The organism is Flavobacterium sp. MFBS3-15 (assembly GCF_026107645.2).
Taxonomy (GTDB): domain Bacteria; phylum Bacteroidota; class Bacteroidia; order Flavobacteriales; family Flavobacteriaceae; genus Flavobacterium.
Genome location: NZ_JAPCHV010000012.1, coordinates 25,845 through 49,781, shown reverse-complemented (window position 1 = coordinate 49,781; position 23,937 = coordinate 25,845). Strand labels below are relative to the sequence as shown.

At 44.9% G+C, this 23,937-nt stretch carries 20 protein-coding genes; 10 read left to right on the top strand and 10 right to left on the bottom strand.

The features are described from left to right. Positions 1-29: 29 nt before the first annotated feature. From gldG to OGH69_RS11715, 4 genes are read right to left on the bottom strand one after another with little or no spacing between them, the layout of a single operon-like run. Positions 30-1,865, bottom strand: coding sequence for a gliding motility-associated ABC transporter substrate-binding protein GldG (gldG, locus tag OGH69_RS11730; RefSeq protein ID WP_265174666.1), 1,836 nt, complete (start codon positions 1,863-1,865; stop codon positions 30-32). After that, on the bottom strand, positions 1,865-2,590 hold the full coding sequence (gene gldF / locus OGH69_RS11725; RefSeq protein WP_265174665.1) for a gliding motility-associated ABC transporter permease subunit GldF: 726 nt from the start codon (positions 2,588-2,590) through the stop codon (positions 1,865-1,867). Before gldF ends, gldG begins: the two co-directional genes overlap by 1 nt. A gap of 36 nt (positions 2,591-2,626) precedes the next feature. Continuing rightward, positions 2,627-2,923, bottom strand: a complete 297-nt coding sequence (locus tag OGH69_RS11720) for a putative quinol monooxygenase (protein WP_265174664.1) — start codon at positions 2,921-2,923, stop codon at positions 2,627-2,629. Positions 2,924-2,966: 43 nt separating this feature from the next. Continuing rightward, a complete protein-coding gene (locus OGH69_RS11715; RefSeq protein ID WP_265174663.1) occupies positions 2,967-3,794 on the bottom strand; it encodes an SAM hydrolase/SAM-dependent halogenase family protein in 828 nt (275 codons plus the stop codon). A 102-nt stretch (positions 3,795-3,896) separates the two neighbouring features. On the opposite strand from OGH69_RS11715, the gene OGH69_RS11710 reads away from it, so the two are divergent. Then, positions 3,897-4,844, top strand: a complete 948-nt coding sequence (locus OGH69_RS11710; protein WP_265174662.1) for a PhoH family protein — start codon at positions 3,897-3,899, stop codon at positions 4,842-4,844. 88 nt (positions 4,845-4,932) lie between these two features. Here OGH69_RS11710 and OGH69_RS11705 read toward each other — a convergent pair whose 3' ends face one another. Beyond that, the gene (locus OGH69_RS11705; protein ID WP_265174661.1) at positions 4,933-6,636 is read right to left on the bottom strand and encodes a P-loop ATPase, Sll1717 family; all 1,704 of its coding nucleotides are present in this window, start codon (positions 6,634-6,636) and stop codon (positions 4,933-4,935) included. A 742-nt stretch (positions 6,637-7,378) separates the two neighbouring features. Between OGH69_RS11705 and OGH69_RS11700 the strand changes: the two genes are divergently transcribed. From OGH69_RS11700 to OGH69_RS11690, 3 genes are all read left to right on the top strand, one after another. Next, positions 7,379-8,422 carry an alpha/beta hydrolase gene (locus tag OGH69_RS11700; RefSeq protein ID WP_265174660.1) on the top strand — a complete coding sequence of 348 codons (1,044 nt, stop codon included), beginning with the start codon at positions 7,379-7,381 and terminating at the stop codon, positions 8,420-8,422. A gap of 458 nt (positions 8,423-8,880) precedes the next feature. After that, on the top strand, positions 8,881-9,834 hold the full coding sequence (locus OGH69_RS11695) for a phosphoribosylaminoimidazolesuccinocarboxamide synthase (RefSeq protein ID WP_265174659.1): 954 nt from the start codon (positions 8,881-8,883) through the stop codon (positions 9,832-9,834). 226 nt (positions 9,835-10,060) lie between these two features. Continuing rightward, on the top strand, positions 10,061-10,450 hold the full coding sequence (locus tag OGH69_RS11690) for an ankyrin repeat domain-containing protein (protein ID WP_265174658.1): 390 nt from the start codon (positions 10,061-10,063) through the stop codon (positions 10,448-10,450). Between the two features lie 76 nt (positions 10,451-10,526). On the opposite strand, the gene OGH69_RS11685 is transcribed toward OGH69_RS11690, so the two are convergent. After that, positions 10,527-11,615: a M42 family metallopeptidase gene (locus OGH69_RS11685; RefSeq protein ID WP_265174657.1), complete on the bottom strand. Its 1,089-nt coding sequence runs from the start codon at positions 11,613-11,615 to the stop codon at positions 10,527-10,529. A gap of 80 nt (positions 11,616-11,695) precedes the next feature. On the opposite strand from OGH69_RS11685, the gene OGH69_RS11680 reads away from it, so the two are divergent. Further along, complete coding sequence (locus OGH69_RS11680) at positions 11,696-12,334, top strand: DUF4294 domain-containing protein (RefSeq protein ID WP_265174656.1); 639 nt, start codon at positions 11,696-11,698, stop codon at positions 12,332-12,334. A 139-nt stretch (positions 12,335-12,473) separates the two neighbouring features. Then, a complete protein-coding gene (locus OGH69_RS11675; protein ID WP_265174655.1) occupies positions 12,474-14,678 on the top strand; it encodes a DUF7619 domain-containing protein in 2,205 nt (734 codons plus the stop codon). Between the two features lie 219 nt (positions 14,679-14,897). Here OGH69_RS11675 and OGH69_RS11670 read toward each other — a convergent pair whose 3' ends face one another. From OGH69_RS11670 to rlmD, 4 genes are all read right to left on the bottom strand, one after another. Continuing rightward, the gene (locus OGH69_RS11670; protein ID WP_265174654.1) at positions 14,898-17,321 is read right to left on the bottom strand and encodes an ankyrin repeat domain-containing protein; all 2,424 of its coding nucleotides are present in this window, start codon (positions 17,319-17,321) and stop codon (positions 14,898-14,900) included. 341 nt (positions 17,322-17,662) lie between these two features. Next, positions 17,663-18,391, bottom strand: a complete 729-nt coding sequence (locus tag OGH69_RS11665) for a DUF6048 family protein (protein ID WP_265174653.1) — start codon at positions 18,389-18,391, stop codon at positions 17,663-17,665. Beyond that, positions 18,363-18,914 carry a DUF6452 family protein gene (locus OGH69_RS11660; protein ID WP_265174652.1) on the bottom strand — a complete coding sequence of 184 codons (552 nt, stop codon included), beginning with the start codon at positions 18,912-18,914 and terminating at the stop codon, positions 18,363-18,365. The genes OGH69_RS11665 and OGH69_RS11660 overlap by 29 nt, the downstream gene beginning before the upstream one ends. Before the next feature lie 18 nt (positions 18,915-18,932). Beyond that, positions 18,933-20,348 (bottom strand): 23S rRNA (uracil(1939)-C(5))-methyltransferase RlmD, encoded by a 1,416-nt coding sequence (gene rlmD / locus OGH69_RS11655; RefSeq protein ID WP_265174651.1) that lies wholly within the window; start codon positions 20,346-20,348, stop codon positions 18,933-18,935. Between the two features lie 117 nt (positions 20,349-20,465). Here rlmD and OGH69_RS11650 point away from each other — a divergent pair, with 117 nt between their 5' ends. From OGH69_RS11650 to rocD, 4 genes are all read left to right on the top strand, one after another. Then, positions 20,466-20,963, top strand: coding sequence for a DUF1697 domain-containing protein (locus OGH69_RS11650; RefSeq protein WP_306354384.1), 498 nt, complete (start codon positions 20,466-20,468; stop codon positions 20,961-20,963). A 95-nt stretch (positions 20,964-21,058) separates the two neighbouring features. Then, positions 21,059-21,475, top strand: a complete 417-nt coding sequence (locus OGH69_RS11645) for an OsmC family peroxiredoxin (protein WP_265174650.1) — start codon at positions 21,059-21,061, stop codon at positions 21,473-21,475. 81 nt (positions 21,476-21,556) lie between these two features. Then, positions 21,557-22,540 (top strand): helix-turn-helix transcriptional regulator, encoded by a 984-nt coding sequence (locus OGH69_RS11640; RefSeq protein WP_265174649.1) that lies wholly within the window; start codon positions 21,557-21,559, stop codon positions 22,538-22,540. A 140-nt stretch (positions 22,541-22,680) separates the two neighbouring features. Further along, the gene (gene rocD / locus OGH69_RS11635) at positions 22,681-23,925 is read left to right on the top strand and encodes an ornithine--oxo-acid transaminase (protein WP_265174648.1); all 1,245 of its coding nucleotides are present in this window, start codon (positions 22,681-22,683) and stop codon (positions 23,923-23,925) included. The last annotated feature ends 12 nt before the right edge of the window (positions 23,926-23,937 follow it).

Below are 23,937 nucleotides of genomic sequence, written 5' to 3'. Positions count from 1 at the left end.
AATGGAATTGGGAAAAAAAATTATCAACACTATTTTGCATATTTCCTTTTCCTGAGCCACGTGAACAGCACCGCGAAAACCAGCAGCAATGCCAATGGTATGCCTACCGTTATCAGCTGTGCGGCAGTATATTCATCGTGTACTTTTTGCATGTTCAGCATCGGCAGGCTTACGCTCTTACTGCGTATGTTGATAAGTCCGGTGTCATCCAGCAGGTAATTCACGCAATTCATCATGAAGTCGCGGTTGTCGTACATTTCGCCCGTCCATTTGTCAAAGCCCAGCTCCAGCGGGTTGCCCTTGCTGTCAAACTGGTTCTTCGCGATGTCGCCATCAGAGATGACGATCATCTTGCCCGGTTTCCCGGTTACTTTATACGACGGATCCTTAAAAGGCAGCACACGGTTCTCGTACATCGAGCGGAAGTTGCCCTCTAATAGCACCGCTACAGGAATAAAGCCCGGTTTGCCATATTGCTTGGGGTCGAATTCCTCATTTACCGCATCCAGTGTTATCAGTGTTGGCGTACCCACTGTAGTCGAGTAGCGCGAAGTTGACAGCAGTATGTTCTTTTTGATACCGTTCTTCAGCGTATCGATGCCCCCTGCAAAATCCAGCTTTATGCCGCCCAGGTTCTTCACGATGGGGTTGGTATTTACAGAGTCGGGGTAGATGAACGGTGCGAACTTCCACAGGTACTGGTTGTACTGCGTGCCGCTGCCTTCGTCGCCGGTAGCCAGCTTTATAGGCGTCGCCATTTCGTCCTTAACCAGTACAGGCGGGATACGCACACCGTACTTGAAGAGCATGTCGTTCAGGTTGAGGTCGCGCGCTACCGCAGGGGCTGTGCCGGTTTCGGTGAGGCTGTCCATTTCGGCCTCTACAGGGTCGATCATCCACAGGGTTTTGCCCCCGTTTACGATGTATTGATCCAAAACAAGCTTTTCTTCTTCGCTAAACTTGTCACGCGGCTTGGCAATGATGGCGAGGTCGTATTCCTTTAGCAGTTTCAGGGTATTCTGCGGATTTTTGGAAACCGAATCCAGCGTGAAAGGCGCCATCAGGTAGCTGCTGCCCAATTGCCTCAAAAAGCTGCTCAGGTTCCTGTCCTGCATTTCGCCATTGCCGCGAAGCACCACGATCTTCTTTTCTTTTTCACGGATGACCTTCTTAAAGCCATCTGCAAAAGCATATTCAAGATTTTGTACCGAGGTCTCGATGTTTTCCTGCGCCGATGCACCGCGTTGGTTTTTCAGCAAAGGTATTTTTACGGTCCTGCCATTGCTGGTCACGATGGCCCACGGGAAGATCACGGTTTCCGACTGCTTGCCCTTATCGATCACCGACACACTGGCGGGCTGCATGTTGGCGCGTACAAAGCCTTCCATTACCGCTTCGTCAATATTGGTTATCTGCGAAATGCTCTGTTTGATCTCTTTTTCTTTCACGGCAAACTGCGGGTTGTCCATGATATAGATGTTGTATATCAGGTCGCGTTTGGCGGCTTCGCTTTCGTTTTCGCCTATGGGGTTGAAGAAGCTGAACCTGATGTTCGGGCTGTACGCCCTGAACTCTTCCAGTATCTGGTATGTTTCGTCCTGCAGGCGCTTGTAGTTGTCGGTCACATCACCGGCCAGGAACACCTCTACATATACCGGCTCTACTGCTTCGTCAATGATATTGTGGGCAGCTTCCGAAAGCGTATAGCGCTTATCGTGCGTAAGGTCAAAACGCTTGAAAAAATAATTGCCTGCAAAGTTTAACGCAACAAGCGCAACGATGGTAATGGCCAGCCCTTTCAGGTTTTTGTTGCCTTTAGGGTTTTGCGGCGTTGTTTCCGGAGTTTTTGTTTCTGCTGCTTCCATTACCCTTTCATCGATTTAAGTTTGTAAACCGTCAGCGACAGGAACAGTACCGTAACGCTCACAAAATACAGGATGTCGCGCGTGTCCAGTACCCCGCGCCCCATGCTCTTGAAGTGGCGGTCCATGCCCAGCCAGCCAATGAAGCCGCTAAAGCTGCCTCCAAACCCGGCAATGCCTTCGAACCCGAAGTAAATGAAGAAGCACAGGAATACCGATACGATGAACGCCACGATCTGGTTGTCCGAAAACGTCGAGGTAAAGATGCCTATCGAGGTGTAGCCCGCAATGAGGAACAGCAGTCCGAAGTACGACCCGAGCGTGCTGCCCATGTCGATATTGCCCTGCGGGCTGCCGTAAGACGACAGCACGAAAACATAGATTATTGTAGGGATGATGGCCATTACAATGAGTGCCAGCGCCCCGAAGAACTTGCCGTTCACGATTTCCCACACGGTAAGCGGCTTGGTGAATAATAGTTCTATCGTGCCCTGCTTTTTCTCGTCGGAAAAGCTGCGCATGGTCACGGCCGGGATCAGGAATATGAGTATCCACGGTGCCAGCGTGAAAAACGGCGCCATGTCGGCAAAGCCGCTGTTGAGTATGTTGAAATCCCCTTCGAACACCCAAAGGAACAGCCCGTTGAGCAGGAGGAAAATAGCGATTACGAGATACCCTATCGGCGAACCGAAAAAGGATTTTATCTCACGCATTAATAGTGCTTTCATTAATCAGTTTAAAGTTTAAACGTTTAAAGTTCAAAGTTACGGCAGCGAAACCAGTTTATCCACGCTCCATGCCTCGGCCTTTTGGCGGAACATCGGCTTGGTGACGGCCCACGTTTCGCAGAACAGGTCCGACTTGCGGTACGTCTCCAGGTCGGCCTCGGTTTCCCAGTAACTGTAGGTAAAAAATACCGCCGGGTCGTTCCTGTCTCTGTACAGTTCTAAAAAACGGTTGCCTGGGAAATTTCGTATATCCTGCTTAACCTGCTCAAAATTATCAAGAAAGGCTTCGATCTGATCTTCCTGAAAGCCCATCTTTACAATGCGTACAAACATACTGTTTTTTTATTTTACTATTTACTGTGACTGCGACTGAAAACTATCTGAATACCACATTCACCACATCCCTGAACTTGAGCCCCAGCAGTGTTTTTGCGGTGCCAACGGTCAGCGGGTTGCTGCGGTAGATGGCTATTTCCAGAAACCCGGCTTCGTTGAATAGTGCCAGCTTTTCGCCCTCATAATCTTTTAATGAAAAGCGGTCGTTTACCGTAAAATCGGAGTAGCCCTTCTTTACGGACCGTATGCTCTTGATGCTGAATGTCACATCGAAATCGCGCCCTTTGGCAACTTCCTTCACCAGCTTTTTAGAGATGTTGGTCACGCAGTTGCCAAAATGGTCAATGTATACCACATTTCCTTTTATGGATGTATTATCGGCGGCAACGCTTACCTGCACATCGTGCATTTCCTTTATCTCCTTTATTTCCCGGCCTATCACGTTCAGCAGGCCCCCCTTCGCCAGATGGCAGGCGACTGTTACGAACACGTCCATTTCGGTAGCGCCCTCGGGCAGGCGGTCGTGGATGTTGATCTCCACGATCTTCTCGGGGACTATTTTTTGGGTAAGCATGCTCAGGATGCCGTTGTCGGCGCAGATGAAGTAATGACCGTTCCACAGCATGGCGATGTGGCGGCTTTCCCTGGTCAGCTCGGCATCCACGCCCACCAGGTGCACCGTACCCTGCGGAAAGCTGCTGTAGGCAGCGCCCACTATATAGCTGGCTTCCGATACGTTAAAGAGGTCTACGTGGTGCGAAATGTCAACAATGGCCGCCTCCCTGTACTCCGAAAGTATCTTTCCTTTCAGCGCGCCTACAAAATGGTCCTTCAGGCCAAAGTCGGTAGTCAGGGTAATTATTGACATAAAATTGTTTAAAACTTTAAATAAAGTCGTGCTTAAAATCACTAAATTTGAATGCAAAGCTAACAATAAATAGCGCATTCCACTAACTAAAATAAACTGCTTTTGAACGAAAGAATAATCGAACTCCACGACATTGCCCCGAAAGATTTTTGGGGCGCACAGGACTCCCATCTTGAAACCATCAAAAAATATTACCCCAAGCTGAAGATCGTGGCACGCGACACCACCCTGAAGGTTTTCGGCGAAAAGGAAATGCTCGACGAGTTCGAGACCCGTTTCAAGCGGCTTATGCTCCACTTTACACGATACAACAACATTGACGACAACGTGATCGAGCGCGTGATCCAGAGCGACTCCCGGGAGGAGCACATGGACCCGAGCGACAAGATACTCGTGCACGGCCTTGGCGGCAAGCTGATAAAAGCCATGACGCCCAACCAGCAAAAACTGGTTGACTACATGAACAAAAACGACATGGTTTTTGCCATTGGCCCTGCCGGTACCGGTAAGACCTACACAGGCGTAGCCCTTGCCGTAAAGGCATTAAAGGAAAAGCAGGTAAAGCGCATCATCCTGACGCGTCCCGCTGTGGAGGCGGGGGAGAACCTCGGCTTCCTTCCGGGCGACATGAAGGAGAAGCTGGACCCGTACATGCAGCCGCTATACGACGCGCTGCGCGACATGATTCCGCCGCAAACGCTGGAAGACTACCTGCTGAAAGGCATCATACAGATAGCGCCGCTGGCCTTCATGAGGGGGCGCACGCTGGACAATGCGTTCGTAATCCTCGATGAGGCGCAGAACACCACGCACTCGCAGATGAAGATGTTCCTGACGCGTATGGGCAAGAATGCGAAGTTCATGATTACGGGCGACCCGGGGCAGGTGGACCTGCCGCGCCGCACCATATCAGGGCTTAAGGAAGCGATACTTATATTGAAGGATGTGGAGGGCGTGGGCATCATTTACCTTGATGATAAGGACATCGTGCGCCACAGGCTCGTTAAGAAGATCATCGATGCGTATAAGAGCATTGAGAATCATGATTAAAGGTGATGGACTTAGGGGAATTTTATAAGTAGACACTAAAATATTTAAAAGCTAATATTTATTGATTATTTCTAAATATTAGCTTTTATTAATTATCTTCAGGCAGTTGATCAATTACATTTATCTTGAATATAGAATACAATGCGGGGTGAACGTAGAATCTACAACTGTTAGAAATGTCTGATTTTTCTATAATGACTTCTTTTGTGAAGTAAAATGCTGTTGGGAAATCTGGTCCTTTTTTTACACCTAAAATGCCAATTCTGTATAGAATATACATTAATTTTTTTTGGAAACTAATAAAATTTATGGTGTTCTTTTTCCAATCTTGAATTGCATTTAGTAATTCACCTTTAAACAAATTAGTGTCAATATCCTCAACATATAATTCTGCAAATTTATTTTCAGAAATAGTTTTTAACTTAAATCCATTATTTATACCACGTAAAAAACCGCAAACCTCAGAAATTTTACCGTAATTTTCAAACCATTCATCTTCTAATGCTTGAAATCGCTCGATAGAGTATGAAGGTTCTGCTTTAGACATAATGTCACTTGAAAACGAAGTTTTATCATTAGCATTTTCAATCATGTGATTCATAAACGAAATAATATCTCTTGGCCTGTAGAAGGTTCTTTCTAACACATAGTCTAGTCCTTTTTTATTCCCTCTTCTAATTTGATTGAATGCAACATTAATATTAAACTCGTTTTCTGATAATAATAATAGACGCTTATCTACCAACTCTTTAAGTTCTATCGAAGTCCATTCTAGAGAAGAATATAGTGGCTTTAACTTTTCTCTTTGGCTACCCTTATGCTGATGTTTTGAAAATACAATTTCGTTTAAGTTTTCTCGAAGAGATATTACTATTTTTATTCCTGGTAATTGTCTAAATTCCTTTATTACATCTACCATGGCACCAATAAGTTCTAACCTTAAAGAATCTTCAATCCATTCTGTATCAAGATCATCAATCAGGATATAGTATTTTCTTTGATGATCTAAAAATAAATCATCTTTCATAATTTCCACAATATCCAATAATTCTAATACTTGAGAATTTGAAATAATTGATTCAGCTTTTTGTTTTGCTTCATAAACAAAATTTTCATTTCGAAATTTTTCGTCTGCAAAGCCAAATTTTATTGCTTCTGCATCAATATTTAGTGAGGCAATAAATTTCTCTTGGATATTTTTTTCAAAAGTTTTTATAAGGATTTCAGTTTGTTGCCAAAAGTCATTAGACCATGTTTCCATATATTTTATAGCCTTATCTTTTCTAGCATTTGTTTTTTTACCGTGCCCTATGGAAGCCTTTAGCCTATCAAAAAAATTATGCTTTTTAAAAGTAGAATTTTCATCAAAATACATTTTAAGTAACTCAACTATAAATACATGCTTCCATAAGACTTTATAAAATAGATTTAGATTTACACCAATTGAATCAAAATATCGAAGTATAGTTGAATTGCTTAAGAATCGCAAAGACATAGATTCTGGATCAATACTTTTAACATTGTCACAGTTTTCAGCAAGATACTTGAGAATTGCACTTTTACCACTTCCAGTACGACCTAATAATATAGACTTCTGATTTTTAGTATCAAGAATTTCTTGGAGGTTGTCAATTGAAATGAAGGCAGCGAGTAATAAATCATCTGTTTCTGCGTCAGGAGACCCAATTAGCTGGTTTTTCTTGATTTTGTATTTTGACATAAAAAAGCTTTTAAACCATGCAAATTGCAATTTTTTCACGATTTTTAAAGAATATTTTATTAACATTTCCATAATATTTTTAACATTTTAATATATGTTTCTAGATAATCATTCTCATAAAATTCCTCTTTGTGATATATCATTGCCAGTTCATGAGTACACTTGAGGTATATTGCAATCTTTATTATAATGATTCATATTACTTTTTGTTTCAAAATTGTTTTTATACAAACATCCAATTTTAGAGTCTAAAAAAAAGTGGTTTTTGGGTGCCGGATTTCATGATCGAAGAGGCTATAATAAAAGCCTGACTGTGGTGGTCATCTTGCATGTTTCTTAGAAACCGAACTATTGGATATTATCACAACGCCAGCTAAAGCGAGCATCTTGATCGTGCCATTAAAGATTTAATTACTATATCCAAGAACTTGATGCTTACTAACGTAAAGAAAATCATTTATGATTGAGAACCATTACTGAGGTATTAAGTAGCCGATAGGCCTAAGTTTCATTGCATTCAATATAAATTACACCTGATAATTGGAAAACACAAGTGTCAGGAAGTGCTTTGAATAATTTACATTCCGCTCCTCCGGAGCTCTAAGCCACTCATATTTGATATTTCTATAAACATATCGCCCCGCCGGGGCTGCCACAGATGAGTCCTAGAGGGACGGCATATTTATAGCAAGAATAGTAACAAAATGTTGTTGAGCTCCGGAGGAGCGGCATATGAATATCACAATCCAATATTTTCCTGCAATTTTTCCGTTGTTTTATAGTTATCAGGTAACAAACAAACCCAATTGCCATCATGATAAACCTACAACGATCATTCTCCCTGTTACTGTTCTTACTGTTCAATGCTGCCACCGCCCAGGAAATTTTTGACTATGAGAGAGACATAAGCAACAGGGAAAATTATCATGCTGAGGAAATAACGTTCAGGGTCAAGGAGAAGAAGGACAGCATCACGCTGTCGGGAACGCTCCTGTACCCCAAAACCCCGTTTGATAAAGTGATCGTCATCGTACCCGGATCGGGGGCCGATACCCGCCATAGCCATTACCTGCTGACCCAAAAGCTGCTGGAGCACAACATAGCGGTGTACCGTTATGACGAGCGCGGCCTTGGCAAATCAGGAGGTAAATTCAATACGGCCAACTACACCATCACTACAATGGGCGAAGAACTGGCTTCCTGCATTGCAAAACTGCGAAAGGCCGCTGTGCTGGACGGCAAGAAGCTGGGGCTGTTGGGCCACAGCCAGGGAGGCATGGTCACAATGGAGGCGTACACAAACAAGGCGCCTGTAGATTTCCTCATACAATGGGCCACACCGGTGCAAAAGCATGGCAAATTCCTGGAATACCAGCTGATGAACGGGCAGAATGCTTTTAACGAAGTGCTGAACTACCCCACCAGGGAAGAGAAGCTGGAGACTATGGCCTATATGCATCAAATAGTAGCCGAAAACAAAGAGCTGGACAGCTGGCCGCTATCAAAAAAGCTGGACAAGGCAGCCAAAAAGATAGGGTATGGCAAAGAGCATTACGGGCGTTTTCCGTACCTCACGCTGGCCTCTGAAAAGGACATTGTGCGGAAGGATTTTGAGGAGGCTTATCGCACCATCGGGATACCTGTATTATATATAGTAGGATCGGATGATACCTTTGTAGACCCGGTTGCCGAGACAAAACTATTGCAGGGATTTGTAAACCCGAACATTACACTTTCCCTTGCCGAAGGGCTCAACCATTATCTTACCAAAGGAAAACTCTCATTGCAAACCATGTATGATATTGATGATACCGCACTTATCACCCTTTTCTACTGGCTCGATAATGAAGTTATTTAAGACGGCACAATTCAAGATTGCCATTATTCTTTTATTGGCCGTGCTGTAAAAACCGCCCCACTACTGCCGGCAAGTGAGTTACGCTCCCTGGCTTCCGTACCCTGCTATGGCCGCCTTGTATAGTAATGCTTGCGGTTGCTTTTTGTTTCAAAATTGTTTTTTAAGTATGCCATCCATTTTTTGGAGTGTAAAAAAAGTAATTTTCCGGTCCCGGATTTCCGGTTGTAAAAAGCGATACCCTAAATTCATCATGCCCATACCCTAAAATCATATTTTTCGGTCTCAAATATCCCCCTGGTGGTACCATAAACTCTCCCAACGTGGACTAAAAATACCCCATTATTTCCCCTATTTTTACCTTTCGCAAAAAACGGATATGAAATTTGGCCCCCAATCAAAAAATCTGCCCATAACTTTCTTATTTTTGCACCTCAACTACAACAAAACAACAACGACACATGGCACAAAAGACCATAACCACAACAGATTTCAATTTCCCGGGGCAAAAGTCGGTATATCGCGGCAAGGTGCGCGACGTGTACAACATCAACGACGAACTGCTGGTAATGGTAGCCACCGACAGGCTTTCGGCTTTCGATGTGGTGCTGCCGGAGGGTATACCGTACAAGGGTCAGATACTCAATCAAATAGCGACAAAGTTCATGCGCCTTACCCAGGACATCGTACCCAACTGGCTCATCGACACACCCGACCCTAACGTTGCGGTAGGCCATTTGTGCGAGCCTTTCAAGGTGGAGATGGTGATTCGCGGTTATCTGTCAGGCCATGCGGCCCGCGAATATAAGGCAGGCCGACGGGCGCTGTGCGGTGTGGAGCTGCCGGAAGGCATGAAGGAGAACGACAAGTTCCCGGCCCCGATAATCACCCCGACAACCAAAGCCGACAACGGTGAGCATGATGCCGACATTTCGCGTGAAGAAGTGATTACCAAAGGGATTGTCTCGGAGGAAGATTATACGCAGCTTGAGAAATATACCCGTGCACTGTTTGAGAAAGGTACTGAAATTGCTGCATCGCGCGGGCTGATACTGGTAGATACCAAGTATGAATTCGGGAAAACGAAAGAAGGCAAAATTGTGCTCATCGATGAGATACATACCCCGGATTCATCACGTTATTTTTATGCCGACGGTTATGGTGAGCGCCAAAACAAAGGAGAGGAGCAGAAGCAGCTTTCGAAGGAGTTTGTACGCCAATGGCTTATAGCTAATGGCTTTCAGGGCAAAGAAGGGCAGCAGGTACCTGAAATGACAGAAGAGTACGTAGTGAGTGTATCGGAAAGGTACATAGAATTGTACGAAAACATCATAGGCGAGAAATTTGCGAAGGCCGATATCAGCAAGATCCATGACCGTATCCAAAAAAATGTTGAGGCTTACCTGAAAAAATGATTACAAAACTAATTCTTTTTAAACCACCTGTAAACGCAGGTGGTTTTTTGTTTTATTAGGCGTGCATAGTAAGATAAATCTGTTAAATATTTGTTAAATAGTGTTTTCTCAGTAACGATTGTATGGTTATATACGTCTATTACTTCAAACGGCCTAATCAACCGTAGGGGCTAATCACCCAATAACAATAAAATAAAAACAATCATCAATTAAAATTTCAATCATCATGAAAAAAGCGATCATTTATTTCGGACTGGCTCTTGTAGCATTTAGTAATGTAGCAGTAGCTTCAACTGTGGAAAGTACGTCTCACGGATTTGAGTTAGTGAGGACGTACAAAGAACCTACACCACTGGGGATTGCAATCTCTAAAGGGGATGTTGAAGCTGTGAAAAAATTCCTTGAGTATGGCGTATCAATCGACGAGAAATGCAACGGTATGACACCGCTGATGATCGCGGCACGCTACAACAACGTGGAAATTATTAAATTGCTCCTGGAAAAAGGTGCCGACCTGAAGGCTAAGGATGAAAAAGGCTTTACAGCCCTTAAGTATGCTGAGCTTTCTAATGCTACACAGGCAATCGAACTGCTTAAAGCAGCCAAAAACGCCTAAGCATCCGCTCATCACTTAGAAAAAGAAAAGCATCCGCAGGCCGCAGATGCTTTTTTTGTTTTCATAGGGTAAAGAATTAACTGAAATATGAGAAAGTATCTTCGTTTTCGATAGTAAGGAGTGTTTCATAAATCAGCTTTATAACGTTCTCTACATCTTCGCGTTGCACCATTTCCACTGTTGTGTGCATGTAGCGTAGCGGCAGTGAAATAAGTGCCGAAGCCACACCGCCGTTGCTATACGCAAACGCATCAGTATCGGTACCGGTAACACGTGAAGATGCCAGTCTTTGGAATGGTATTTCTTTCTTATTTGCTGTATCAATGATAAGTTCGCGGAGATTGTTCTGAACTGCAGGGGCATAGGTAATTACAGGGCCTTTGCCTATCTGGGTTTCACCCTCAATGCGTTTATCTATCATCGGTGTGGTGCTATCGTGGCATACATCGGTTACAATAGCAACATTCGGCCTGATGGTCTTAGTGATCATCTCGGCACCGCGAAGGCCTACTTCTTCCTGAACAGAATTGGTAATGTACAGGCCGAAAGGCAGTTTCTTTTTGTTCTCATGCAACAGGCGCGCTACCTCGGCAATCATGAAACCGCCGATACGGTTGTCGATGGCCCGGCATACGAATTTATTTTCGTTAAGTACCATGAAATCGTCAGGATAAGTAATTACACAACCTACATGTATGCCCAGTTTTTCAACCTCTTCCTTTGTAGAGCATCCGCAGTCGATGAATATGGTCTCAATCTTGGCCGGTTCTTCTTTGCCTCGGTTGCGGGTATGTATGGCCGGCCATCCGAACACGCCTTTAACAATACCATTTTTGGTATGGATATTGACACGTTTGGATGGGGCGATCATATGGTCTGACCCCCCGTTACGGATAACGTAAATGAGTCCATTGTCGGTAATGTAGTTTACATACCAGGAAATCTCGTCGCTGTGGCCTTCAATAACCACTTTGTAGGGCGCATCGGGGTTGATGACACCCACAGCTGTGCCGTAAGTATCGGTAATGAAAGTGTCTACATAAGGCTGGAGGTAATCCATCCATATCTTTTGGCCACCGGCTTCATATCCGGTAGGCGAGGGGTTATTGAGGTATTGCTCCAGGAACGCCATTGAGGCATCGGTAAGTATAGAATTTGCTGACATAAATTTAATTTTTGGCTAAAATATAAATTACATTACAGAGTTATATAATTATGCATAATTTTGGGATAAATTTCTTAACGATGAAAGCAAGGATATTCTTCATAATCCTATTATTTATGAGCATGGGTGCCAGTGCCCAGGTGGTTGAAAATGACAGTATTGATAACGATTCAATCGTTTTCAGTACCGAGTTGGAGGAACTGGTGATTGGGGATGGGCTCAGCGTTGAGGAAAAGAAGCAATTGCTGCTGCTAAGGCGCCGTGTACTAAAGGTATATCCGTACGCAAAGCTTGCTGCCGAAAAGCTGACTATGATGGCCAATAACATGGACAGGCTGAAGACCGACCGCGAGAAGAAAAAATATGCTAAAATTGTAGAGAAATACCTCGAAGACGAGTTTGAAGGCCAGTTGAAAAAGCTCACACGAAAAGAAGGGCAGATACTAGTAAAGCTCATTTACAGGCAGACCGGGCATACCACGTTCGATCTTATAAAGGAACATAAAAGCGGTTGGAAGGCTTTTTGGTCCAACAGGATGGCGCGCCTGTTCGATATTAACCTCAAAATGAAGTATAATCCGGCAAATGTGACCGAGGATTATGCCATTGAAGGCTATCTCCTGAAGGCTTTCGACGAAAAGAGGCTTGTCCGGCAGGAACCTGCATTTACGATCGACTACGATGCCATCACCGAAAATTGGCGGGAGAGGAATAAATAGCCATAAAATCATATTAATATGATGATTTTATGACAGATATCATGGGACTTTTGAGGAATTTTTAGGGTATTTTTGGGGTATAAGGTAGGGGATTTAAGAGTTATGCTGTTTAAAATACATAACCAAACAATCTCTTACTATGAAAAAGAAATTACTTTTCCTTGGGTTGCTCATGCTTCTTTGCCTTAAAGGCATGGCCCAGGCCGAAGCTTATCCCGTGCCGGATATTAACCAGTGCAACTATGAGGTTTTTGACCTTACAGTGCAAACCCCGGTAACGCTTGCCAACCAGTCGCCTGCCGAATACATAGTAACCTACCACCTTTCGTGGGAGGACGCTGATAACAATGTAAACCCCATTGCCAATCCGCAGGCCTTCATGATCACTACCGGCAATATCGAGCAGGCGTTGTATATCAGGGTAACCAATATTGCAACAGGTGAGTTTGACACTACCAGCTTTGTCATAAGCATGTGGAACGGTGCGATTGTACCCGAACTGAACGATGTGACCGCATGCGGTAGCTTTATACTCCCCGCGTTGAGCAGTGGCAATTACTATACGGGGCCAAACGGTAGCGGTACGTTGTTACCGGCTGGTACCGCAATAACTACTTCAATGGCTCTTTACATATATGCCGAACAGAATGGCTGCAGTGACCAAACCATGTTCATGGTTACCATTGGCAACACTTCCGCACAAATAACATTAGACTCGGTTGCTGAATGTATTATAAACGACATGGTTACCTACAATCTGGAGCCATGGATCGCGAATGTGTGGCTGATGTATCCGGACGCATTAAATGTCCAAATTTTTGAAACATATGAAGATGCCGAAACGAATGCTACCCAAAACGCAATCCAAAACATCAATAATTATACAATTACCCAGCCCGTTATATCCGGGCAGGTACAGGTGCTATATATCAGGGTAGATACCGGTAACTGTATTTGGATAGTACAACTGCCGCTAATAGCTATAGAATGTAGCAATATTACGGTGTCCGGCCATATATCCTTTGACGCTGACGGGAATGGGTGTACTGAGAATGACCCTCCTGCTTCAGGGATAGCGGTATATTACACACTTAACAACCAGATTGATTACGCGTACACGGATGCGGATGGCAATTATACTTTTTATAATGTACCTACAGGTACAATAAGTGTTCAGGCAAGCCCATACTATCCTTATAATATGGTATCGACCCCCACTGCCCACACTGTTTCAGTATCTGATGTAAATGTTGAAAACATCAACTTCTGCTTAACGCCTCCTGCCCCAATTAATGATGTTGCTGTATACCTTGCCCCGCTAAACGGTGCCCAGCCGGGCTTTACAGCGGCCTATGCGCTTGTGATACAAAACTTCGGTAACACAACCGCAAGCGGTACTGTGGCACTGCAATACAACGATACGCAGCTCGACTACCTGCAATCCTGGCCTTCCATGACGGCACTACCGGGAATGCTGGCCTTTGAGTATACCAACATGCAGCCTTACGGCTACCAAATCATCTACATAGACTTCCAGGTAGCCATGCCAGGAATAGTAAACCTTGGCGACATCATTACATTTACTTCAACCATTTCAATCAACGGAGCTGCCGATGCATTCCCATCCAATAACACCGACATATTGGACCAGGTTTCGGTAAATTCCTGGGACCCTAACGACATCAACGTTCGTGAAGGCGAAGAGATTACAGAAGCCCAGGCCGACGGCTACCTGCATTACACCATACGTTTCCAGAACGAAGGCAATGCCAATGCCCACAATGTGAGGATTGAAACGATGCTTGACGGCAATCTTGACTGGAACACCTTTGAGCCAATGATCGGCAGCCACACGTTCCAGGCTGAGCGCAGCGGCAACGGAAATGAAGTAACATTCCGTTTCAATGACATTCAGCTTCCCGGTGCAATGGTGAACGAACCCGACAGCCATGGCTATGTGATGTACAGGATAAAACCGAAAACTTCGGTTGTGGCGGGCGACTCTATGTCGGGCCAGGCGGGTATTTACTTCGATTTTAACCCTGTAATAGAGACCAATACGATTACTACAACCGTAATGTCTGCCGCAGGCATCAATGAAAATACGGCCAATGGTTTCGTAATGTATCCTAACCCTGCATCAGCCAAAATCACCCTGCAAATGATTGCTGAAGTCAATGGCGCCACGGTAACTGTAACCGATGTACTAGGCAAAACCGTTGCCAACGCCAAATTACAAGGCACACAATCCGACCTCGATGTGTCCTCACTCAAAAGTGGTGTGTACTTTGTAACGCTGAATGCCGATGGCAAAACGGCAACCCAAAAACTCGTAGTGAAATAGAAAAATCATATTACCAAAACGAAAATGCCGCAGTTCGATAATCTGCGGCATTTTTTATTTAATGTGAGTTCGATATAAAATTGATCACAAAGCCCTATTCTATATATCCAAATTAAACTTATGCGTAGTTGTAGAGACGTTGCATTGCAACGCCTCTACGCTCAAAACAAAGAAATTTTTCCGGGTTAAGAGTCTTGGTTGTATCGAAATCACGTTATTTTACGATTTTATCCTGTTCTCGGGTAGTGTTTCTGCCAAAGCTATCAATTTCGCACTGTTGACCCTTGTAACATATTCAAGGAATGGTTTCTTCCACGATGGCCTGCATCCCATTTCCCATAGGTCTAGAAGTATTTGCTCTTCGAACTTTGCAATTTTTTTGCGGCCTTCATAGCTACGGTATATACTTGTAAAAGTGTCGGTGCCGCCGGTAATATCATACCCCCGCTCATACAGCATCTTTAACTTCTTCATGGGTGCCTCAACTTTTTGCTGGTTGTTATCTTTGTAGCCCAGACGGGTAACGATACGGTGAAGGACGTTAGGCAGGTAAACCTCTGCACCGAGCTTCAGGTATGTTTCAAAAATTTCGGCAGGGCCATATTCAGCAGCATGCAGGATTCCGGTATACCCGTGGCGGTTTTTCATATCAATGTCGAATCCCAACGAAACGATTTTTTCGATGGTTTCCGGGATCTCTGCATTTTCAAGGCAGGTTGCACCATGGGAGCTAAGCTTAAGTAAATCGTTCTTATCGGCGCCGTTCTTTAGCAGCACATCTATAATGGCAGCACTGTTGCGGTCTGACCTCACTGCATAATTTAAAGCGGTCATGCCTTCGGTATCCTGATAGTCGACAGGTACGCCTTTCCCGAGTAGGTATTCTACAAACCACAGCATGCCGCCATAGCACGCCGATTGCAATAAAGAGCTTTTATGATAGCTTTCCGACTGTGAATTGGCAAATATATTGGCTCCGGCATCCATCAGGCAACGTACCATTTCGTCGCTAACCTCATTTTTGGCATGCCCGCCACACACCTGCTGAAGCAGCGGATGGTCGTATTCCTTATGCTGTGGGTCGGCGCCATTCTCAAGCAGGAGCTTAAGCATTTCCAGGTGCGCAGGTTTGGGCCTGTATTTATCGGCAACATATTCGAGAGCAAGTGTGCCATAGGAAGTCTTGAGCGTATCGGGATGAACGCCTGTTGCTAATATCGACTTCAGTTTTGCAACATCTTCGTTTTGTATCGCTTCTAGTGCAGCTTCGCTATGATCGGCCTTATTCTCGTTAATCTTCTCTTCTGCCTTGGCATTCCGGATATCTTCTTCAATATTGTATGCCGTATCGTAATTTTTATAAACAAGCTCATAGCCTTCTTCCTTTTTTGCAAATGCAAAAGCCTCTGCACGGTTGTTCTCTTCTTTGTAATAGCCTTTGCTGATGCCGGCAACAGGTTTCAGCTTGCCATCGGTTCCTATTTCTCCTTCGCGTGACATCCATCTTCCGCCTTCGCTCAGGAACATTACAAAAAATGTTCCCGCTGCTTTATTTTCCATATACCAAAATGGGCTTGCGGAACGGTAGGGGATGTTCATCCACGTGCCGGCCTCAATGGTTTCGAGCATTGCGGGTTCGCTTACCCGGATAGTCATCGTTGCGTGCATTAGCTTTTCACGCATACTGTCTTTAATGTCATCGAACTTATAAAGCTGTGTATCTTTCCATAGTTCATTGCTGTGAATCGCATTGAAATCGTAAACCTCAAACGACTTTATATATTTGCGCGCAACCTCAATATGGTATTTTTCATAGTCAAAAACAGTGGCTATATCCTGCCACACGGATGGTGTTTCGGCCCTTTCTAAAAGCGAGAATACGATATTGAGCGCTGCTGTGTGCGAACGTGGGAATTCCGTATCATACATATACAGGTTGTACATTTTTACGGTCAGGCTGTCCGCATCTTTACTGAGCACTTCAAGAGCCCTCCAGGAACTGACAGCGTCTCCGTAGCTGATCTTTAGAATGGGCTTTTGTGCAGGTGGAATGATCCCTTCCGGCATAGGCGGCAGTTTCCGGCCTCCTTTTTCATATTCCTTTAGGAGGAAAAATTCCGGCTTCCGGGTCCTGATCCTGTTCTTTTCCAGTAGCTCATAGATCGTCATGCCATTTTTGTTTGGCAGGTTCGGGTCTGCGCCGTTTTCGAGCAGGTTCTTCAATACATCGACCGAAGAATAAGGCTGGCGTACCATATAGGTCACCAGGTTTTCTCCGGTTACGGGATGAAATCCATTCAGGTCAAGCCCAGCTTCAAGCATGGGCCAGAAATACATACCGGGGCCCGAGGTTGATGTCATGTCGAAAATAACATTAGGGCTGCCCGGATCGTTTTTATAAGGCTTATTGGGATCGGCACCATATTCCATCAATAGTTTGAAGGGAAAGTATTTACTGCGGCCGTAAGCTTCCATAAACAGGGGTTTCGATCCGTCAACAAGATAATTAGGGTCTGCACCTGCCGCCAGTAGTGCTTCGAATAATTCAATATTGTCAAAAGCATCGGCAAGATGCTTTGCATCGGCTTCGAGTTTATGTTCTTTGAGTATGGACAGCGCTTTTTCAGGAGCCATTTTTTCCATTATTGTAATTGCGTTATTTCGTTATCAGGTTGAATGCGGTTTTCTTCAGAATATGCCCCCGTACAACAGGGCAGTTTTTAAATCATTTCCAAACATATAAAATTAATCCTATGGGTGGACTGTTGGGCAGGGCTAAAATAGCTGGAACAATTTGAAAATTTTTAAGCAATGAATAAATGCCGGTATTTATCGTATCAGTGCATCGAAAGAAAGTAAATTCGTTTTTCCCGAGGAAGATTACAGGTGATTAAAATCCTGTTAGGGCATAATTTTTTACCTGCGAATTACACCAATTTCACTAATTCGAAATTGGTGAAATTTGTGCTATTTGTAGCTAAAATTTATTTTTTAGCTTCATTCGGTGCGCCCTGCTTTTTATAAAGCGGTATGAAATAGGACAGCGTATAGTTGAATCCTGCGCCGAATTTTGATCCGTAAGTACGGTTGAACCCCGGCAGATAAAGGTTTTCGAAGCCATCAGGATTCTTATCTGAGACCAGGTAGTTGAGCCTCACGGAAAACCCAAGGAATATATTATCAAACAGTTCGGCCTTTACGCCGCCCAGGACTTCGATCCATTGTGAGGTAAGGCCGCTGTATTTGGTATCAGGGTAAATGGTCACTTCATCAAAGTAACCGGAACTGTCGTATATTTTATATGAATTGAGGTTTTGGTTAAAACCGGCAAAGCCGTAACGCACGCCGGCGTAGATCATGTTTTCCATGTCGAGCCAGTTCTCGTAGGCATTAAAGTCGAAACCGACTTTAAGGTAATTGCCTTTGGTGGTAAAGCTCAGCTGCGAGTCGTTTACGGTATAGTCGACATTACCTATTTCGGCGGCGGCATACCATTTTTTGGTGAGCCTGTAATCGGCCACCAGTTCAATCCCCCTGAAGTCATCCTCATAGAATGAGCGCGACAGCCTGTGCAGGTCGACACCCACACGGATGCCGTAGCGGTCGGATTTTACAGGTGGGGCAATCGTATCGGTGGCTGGCTGTTCCTGTGCAAAAGATGAAAATGAGCACAGCAGCAGGACGCTATAAATATATCTTGATATGTGTTTCACTTTCGTCTTCTATATTGGTGGTAATTACTTCAACATCATCTATCCAGAGACCATCTGCGTCTTCACTGTCCGTATGTAACGGATTAGGGGCTCCGTTCAAATTAGGGGAAAGCATAAACGTAGTGGCGAATCCGCAGGCACGGGAAACATAAGCGGTATTGGTCTCATAATTGAATTCGAGGAAATCGGTATTAGGTTCGGTAAACTGTCCGTTGGAAAGCCTGCGTGTAAATATGAGGCCCCACTTGGTGGTGGTCGCATCGGTGCGCAATGGCAGCTCGATTTTACTGAACGAAGTGGTGGTGCCTTCCTCTACATCAGGCAGGGTATCGGTTTCGCCTACTGCATAGTATTTGAAATTGATGAGGTTTACCAATTCCTCCCCATTATCCTTGTTATAAAACTCAACAATGAGGCTTGGCGTGGTTGGCGAGCCTTCGGCACAAATGTCGTCCTTCTCGCAGCTAACGGCGAAATAGGTGAGTACCAACAGCACAGTTACAGAACAGATTAATCTTTTCATAGAGGCAATGCCTTTTAATTATCTTTTTTCCAAAAGTACAACATTTTCCACATGGTGTGTTTGCGGGAACATATCGACCGGGCGCACGCGCGCCACCTTGTACACTTCATCCATCAGGGCAAGGTCGCGGGCCTGGGTGGCCGAGTTGCAGCTAACGTACACCACTTTTTGCGGGGCTATCTGCAGTATCTGGTCAATAACATCTTTATGCATGCCGTCGCGCGGGGGATCGGTAATGATGACATCCGGCCTGCCGTGCGTAGCGATGAACTCTTCATTGAACACCACTTTCATGTCACCAACAAAAAACTCGCAATTGGTGATATTATTGCGTTTTGCGTTCTCTTTGGCATCAGCAATGGCTTCGGGAACGGCTTCTACGCCAATAACCTTTTTCGCTTTTCGCGATACAAACTGCGCTATCGTGCCCGTACCGGTATAAAGGTCATACACGAGTTCATTGCCTGTAAGCCCTGCAAAGTCGCGGGTAATGCTGTACAGTTCATACGCCTGGTCAGAGTTCGTCTGGTAGAACGACTTTGCATTGATGCTAAAGCTCAACCCTTCCATCGACTCTAATATATAATCACGTCCTTTGTACAATATGATGTCCTGGTCATACAGCGTGTCGTTTGCCTTTTGGTTCACCACATATTGCAGCGAGGTAATGCCGGGGAAGCTTTCGGCAAGGAAATCCAGCAGCATTTCCCTTTGTTCCTTATTATCGTCAAAAAACTGTATGAGCACCATGATCTCGCCGGTTGATGCGGTACGAAGCATCAGCGTGCGCAGCAATCCTGAATGTTCGCGGGGGTTAAAGAACTCCAGGCCGTGCTCATTGGCAAAATCCCTTACGGCATTGCGAATAGCATTGCTGGGGTCTTCCTGCAGGTGGCATTTAGTAATATCCAGTATCTTGTCCCACATGCGTGGTATGTGGAAGCCCAGTGCATTGCGGTTGTCGATCTCCTCACCGCTGCGCGCTTCTTCCTCAGTTACCCAGCGGGCATTCGAGAAGGAGAATTCCATTTTGTTGCGGTAAAAGAACTGCTTTTCGCTGCCCTTTATCGGCTCGAACTCCGGCAGCTCTACTTTGCCTATGCGCTTCAGGTGGTTGTACACCTCACGGTTCTTGTAGAACAGCTGCTTTTCATAGTTCATGTTCTGCCACTTGCAGCCGCCGCACGCACCAAAATGCTGGCAGGGCGGTATCACCCTGTCGGCAGAATATTCATGGAAATGCACTGCTTTGCCTTCATAATAGGCCTTGCGCTTTTTGAACGTTTGCACGTCAACTACATCGCCCGGCACAACATTGGGTATGAATATCACCTTGCCGTCGGGCGCTTTGGCTACCGATACGCCTTTGGCGCCGGCATCCAGCACTTCTATATTGTCAAATACTATCTTGTCGGTATTTTTCCTTTTTCCCATTCGGCAAAAATAATGTTATTATCGTGAAATTGGATAAATTTGCTTTATACTTTATTTAAATAACCATGCCTACCTATCTCGCACTTTTTCGTGGCATAAACGTGAGCGGAAAAAAAAATCATTAAAATGGAAGACCTCCGCAAGCTGATGGAGGATGCCGGATATGGCGGAGTAAAGACGTATATCCAAAGCGGCAATGTTGTTTTTGAAGCATCGGAAAGATCAAAGGAAAAAATAGCCACAGCTATTGAAAAGCTGATTGAACGGCAATATGGTTTTGAGGTCACCGTATTTGTCATCGACAAACAGCATCTGGAAAAGGCCATTGAAAACAATCCCTACGCCGAAGGCAAAGCGCCCGAGGATGCCGGCACCAAAAAAATATACGTTACTTTCCTGAGCGAGGCTCCCTCCAGTGAAGCAATGGAAAAGCTCAGGCAGGCGCCGATAGGGGACGACCTTATAGCGCTGCATGAAGATATAATGTATTTTAAGCTTGCGATGGGTGCGGCTGATTCGAAGCTGTCCAATAATCTTATTGAAAGCAAGCTCAAAGTTAAGGCAACTACCCGAAACTGGAATACTACACTCAAACTATTAGAATTGAGTTCGTAAATTCTAATGTTATTTTAATTTTTTGTTAAAATGATGGTATTGTTTCGGTGTTCATTTCCAATTAGTTAATTTTATGGAACAACAAACAAAAATCAATGAAAAGAAATGCCACTGCCGTTTGGGCAGGTTCACTAAAAGAAGGAGAAGGTAAAATTACCACTCAAAGTAACGTATTAAGCAATACACAATATTCATTCAGGACACGTTTTGAGCAGGGCAACGGCACCAATCCGGAAGAACTGATAGCCGCGGCTCACGCAGGCTGCTTTACGATGCAGCTGACCGCCTACATCAATGAGGCTGGCTATAGTGTTGCATCCATAGAAACAAAGTGCGATATCGATTTTCAGGACGGCAGTGTAGTAGGATCCCATTTGTCGGTTGTGGCAAGGATTGATGACATTGAAACCGATGAATTCCAGCAACTGGTTACCAAAGCAGAAACCAATTGCCCTATTTCAAGGCTGCTAAATACAGCAATTACATCGAGCGCGACATTAGTACGGAGTTAAGTTAAATTTAGATTTCATATTAAGTTAAGAAGCCCTGTTTTGCAGGGCTTTTTATTTTATATTTGGGTATACATTTCATTTATGAACCGTTTCGACCGCATTACAGCAATCCTCATACAGCTCCAGTCCAAAAGGGTGGTAAAAGCGCAAGACCTTGCCGACAGGTTCGGTATCAGCCTGCGTACGGTGTACCGCGACATAAGGTCTATAGAGGAGGCCGGTGTACCGGTGTACGGTGAGGCGGGCATTGGCTACTCCCTGGTGGAGGGTTACAGGCTGCCACCGGTCATGTTTACCCGCGAGGAGGCCATGGCATTCCTCACGGCCGAAAAGCTTATGGCAAAATTTACCGATAATAACCTCACAGAGCATTTCAGTTCGGCCATGTTTAAAGTAAGGGCCGTTTTGCGTGGAACCGAAAAGGACATGGTAGAAACGCTGGAGGACAATATCATTGTTATGGAAAGAAAAGGTGATGTCCTGCCGCCTGGCAACATCCTCGATGTGCTGCTTAAAGCAATTGCCGACAAAAAAGCCATAAAGCTGGTGTACCGGGCCTTTGGCAATGAAGAAAACAGCGAACGTCTGGTAGAACCCATAGGCATTTTTCATGAGCATAATAACTGGTATACCATTGCATGGTGCCACCTGAGGGAATCGTACAGGCAGTTTCGTGCCGACAGGATGATAAGCGCCCAACTGACCGGCATATCGCAGCAGGAGCGTACCTCGCTGAAGGAATATTATAAACAGGATAAGGAAGCAAGGGCGGCCTTCCCGTTACAAAAGGCAGTGATACGCGTACACAGGGAAGCTACAAAATACATGCAGGAGCAAAAGCACTACTTCGGGTTTGTGTCGGAGAGGGTTGACGGCGATTATGTAGAAATGACATTCCTCTCAATGTCAATGGAGGAGGGGTTGGCGCGGTGGTTCCTGATGTTTGCGGATAAATGCGAAGTAGTTGAACCACAGGAACTCAAAGATGCCATTGCACAGCTGCTGGAAAAAATCGTACAAAGGCATCCCTTACAAAATGAAATCGCATCTTCAGGAGGTTTGTAATTTAGGATTTGCAACTGGAATTTTTAGCAAATTATCATTTTTAAAGGGGATAATTTTATTTTTAGTAATTTGCAAGCCAAAACGGGTGATTTCTCTCCGAAAGCAGGAATGGCTGATTAAAAAATAAAAAAAAGATTAGAATGTCAGTTTTAGAAAAAATTACCTCGGCAGATGCCATAATGCTTGAAGACAAGTATGGAGCCCACAACTACCACCCGCTGCCTGTGGTGCTAAGCCGTGGAGAAGGTGTACATGTATGGGATGTGGAAGGCAAAAGGTATTACGATTTCCTTTCAGCTTATTCGGCTGTAAACCAGGGACACTGCCACCCGAAGATCATCGGGGCCATGATGGGGCAGGCGGAAACGCTCACGCTTACGTCAAGGGCATTTTACAACGACCAGTTGGGCAGGTACGAGGAATTTGTGACCAATTATTTCGGGTTCGATAAGGTGCTTCCGATGAACACCGGTGCCGAGGCTGTGGAAACAGCAATCAAGTTGTGCCGCAAGTGGGCTTACGAACGTAAAGGCATTGCAGAGCATGAGGCAAAGATAATCGTGTGCGAAAATAACTTCCACGGCAGGACAACCACCATCATTTCTTTTTCTAATGATGAGAATGCCCGCAAGAACTTCGGCCCTTATACTGCAGGTTTCATCAAGATAGCGTATGATGACATCGATGCGCTTGAGAATGTTTTAAAAACTGAAAAGAATATAGCAGGCTTCCTGGCAGAGCCTATACAGGGCGAGGCAGGAGTATATGTTCCTGCAGAAGGTTACCTTGCCAAAGCGAAAGAACTTTGCGAAAGCCATAACGTACTCTTCATAGCCGATGAGGTGCAGACAGGCATTGCCCGTACCGGCAAATTGCTTGCGGTACATCATGAAAATGTTCAGCCGGATATCCTCATCCTGGGCAAGGCATTGTCAGGCGGGGCTTACCCGGTATCTGCGGTGTTGGCTAATGACAGCATCATGAATGTGATAAAACCCGGCCAGCATGGGTCTACGTTTGGCGGAAACCCTGTTGCTGCGGCGGTAGCCATTGCAGCACTTGAGGTAGTCCAGGACGAAAAACTGGCAGAGAATGCAGAAAAACTCGGAAAGCTTTTCCGTGAAAAAATGAATGAGTATATTGCAACAAGTAATATTGCAACGCTCGTGAGGGGTAAAGGGTTGCTGAATGCCATTGTAATCAATGACACTGAGGATAGCTCTACCGCATGGGACATCTGCATGGCCATGAGGGATAATGGCTTGTTGGCCAAGCCCACACACGGCAACATCATCCGGTTTGCGCCGCCATTGGTAATGAACGTGGAGCAGCTGATGGATTGCATAGGCATTATTACAAAAACACTTAAGGCTTTTGAGAAGTAAAATGCAATAACA

Excerpts from the sequence above, each read along its gene's own strand:
- gldG (WP_265174666.1), bottom strand. The coding sequence starts at position 1,865 with ATGGAAGCAGCAGAAACAAAAACTCCGGAAACAACGCCGCAAAACCCT.
- gldF (WP_265174665.1), bottom strand. The coding sequence starts at position 2,590 with ATGAAAGCACTATTAATGCGTGAGATAAAATCCTTTTTCGGTTCGCCG.
- OGH69_RS11720 (WP_265174664.1), bottom strand. The coding sequence starts at position 2,923 with ATGTTTGTACGCATTGTAAAGATGGGCTTTCAGGAAGATCAGATCGAA.
- OGH69_RS11715 (WP_265174663.1), bottom strand. The coding sequence starts at position 3,794 with ATGTCAATAATTACCCTGACTACCGACTTTGGCCTGAAGGACCATTTT.
- OGH69_RS11705 (WP_265174661.1), bottom strand. The coding sequence starts at position 6,636 with ATGGAAATGTTAATAAAATATTCTTTAAAAATCGTGAAAAAATTGCAA.
- OGH69_RS11700 (WP_265174660.1), top strand. The coding sequence starts at position 7,379 with ATGATAAACCTACAACGATCATTCTCCCTGTTACTGTTCTTACTGTTC.
- OGH69_RS11695 (WP_265174659.1), top strand. The coding sequence starts at position 8,881 with ATGGCACAAAAGACCATAACCACAACAGATTTCAATTTCCCGGGGCAA.
- OGH69_RS11690 (WP_265174658.1), top strand. The coding sequence starts at position 10,061 with ATGAAAAAAGCGATCATTTATTTCGGACTGGCTCTTGTAGCATTTAGT.
- OGH69_RS11685 (WP_265174657.1), bottom strand. The coding sequence starts at position 11,615 with ATGTCAGCAAATTCTATACTTACCGATGCCTCAATGGCGTTCCTGGAG.
- OGH69_RS11680 (WP_265174656.1), top strand. The coding sequence starts at position 11,696 with ATGAAAGCAAGGATATTCTTCATAATCCTATTATTTATGAGCATGGGT.
- OGH69_RS11675 (WP_265174655.1), top strand. The coding sequence starts at position 12,474 with ATGAAAAAGAAATTACTTTTCCTTGGGTTGCTCATGCTTCTTTGCCTT.
- OGH69_RS11670 (WP_265174654.1), bottom strand. The coding sequence starts at position 17,321 with ATGGAAAAAATGGCTCCTGAAAAAGCGCTGTCCATACTCAAAGAACAT.
- OGH69_RS11660 (WP_265174652.1), bottom strand. The coding sequence starts at position 18,914 with ATGAAAAGATTAATCTGTTCTGTAACTGTGCTGTTGGTACTCACCTAT.
- rlmD (WP_265174651.1), bottom strand. The coding sequence starts at position 20,348 with ATGGGAAAAAGGAAAAATACCGACAAGATAGTATTTGACAATATAGAA.
- OGH69_RS11645 (WP_265174650.1), top strand. The coding sequence starts at position 21,059 with ATGAAAAGAAATGCCACTGCCGTTTGGGCAGGTTCACTAAAAGAAGGA.
- OGH69_RS11640 (WP_265174649.1), top strand. The coding sequence starts at position 21,557 with ATGAACCGTTTCGACCGCATTACAGCAATCCTCATACAGCTCCAGTCC.
- rocD (WP_265174648.1), top strand. The coding sequence starts at position 22,681 with ATGTCAGTTTTAGAAAAAATTACCTCGGCAGATGCCATAATGCTTGAA.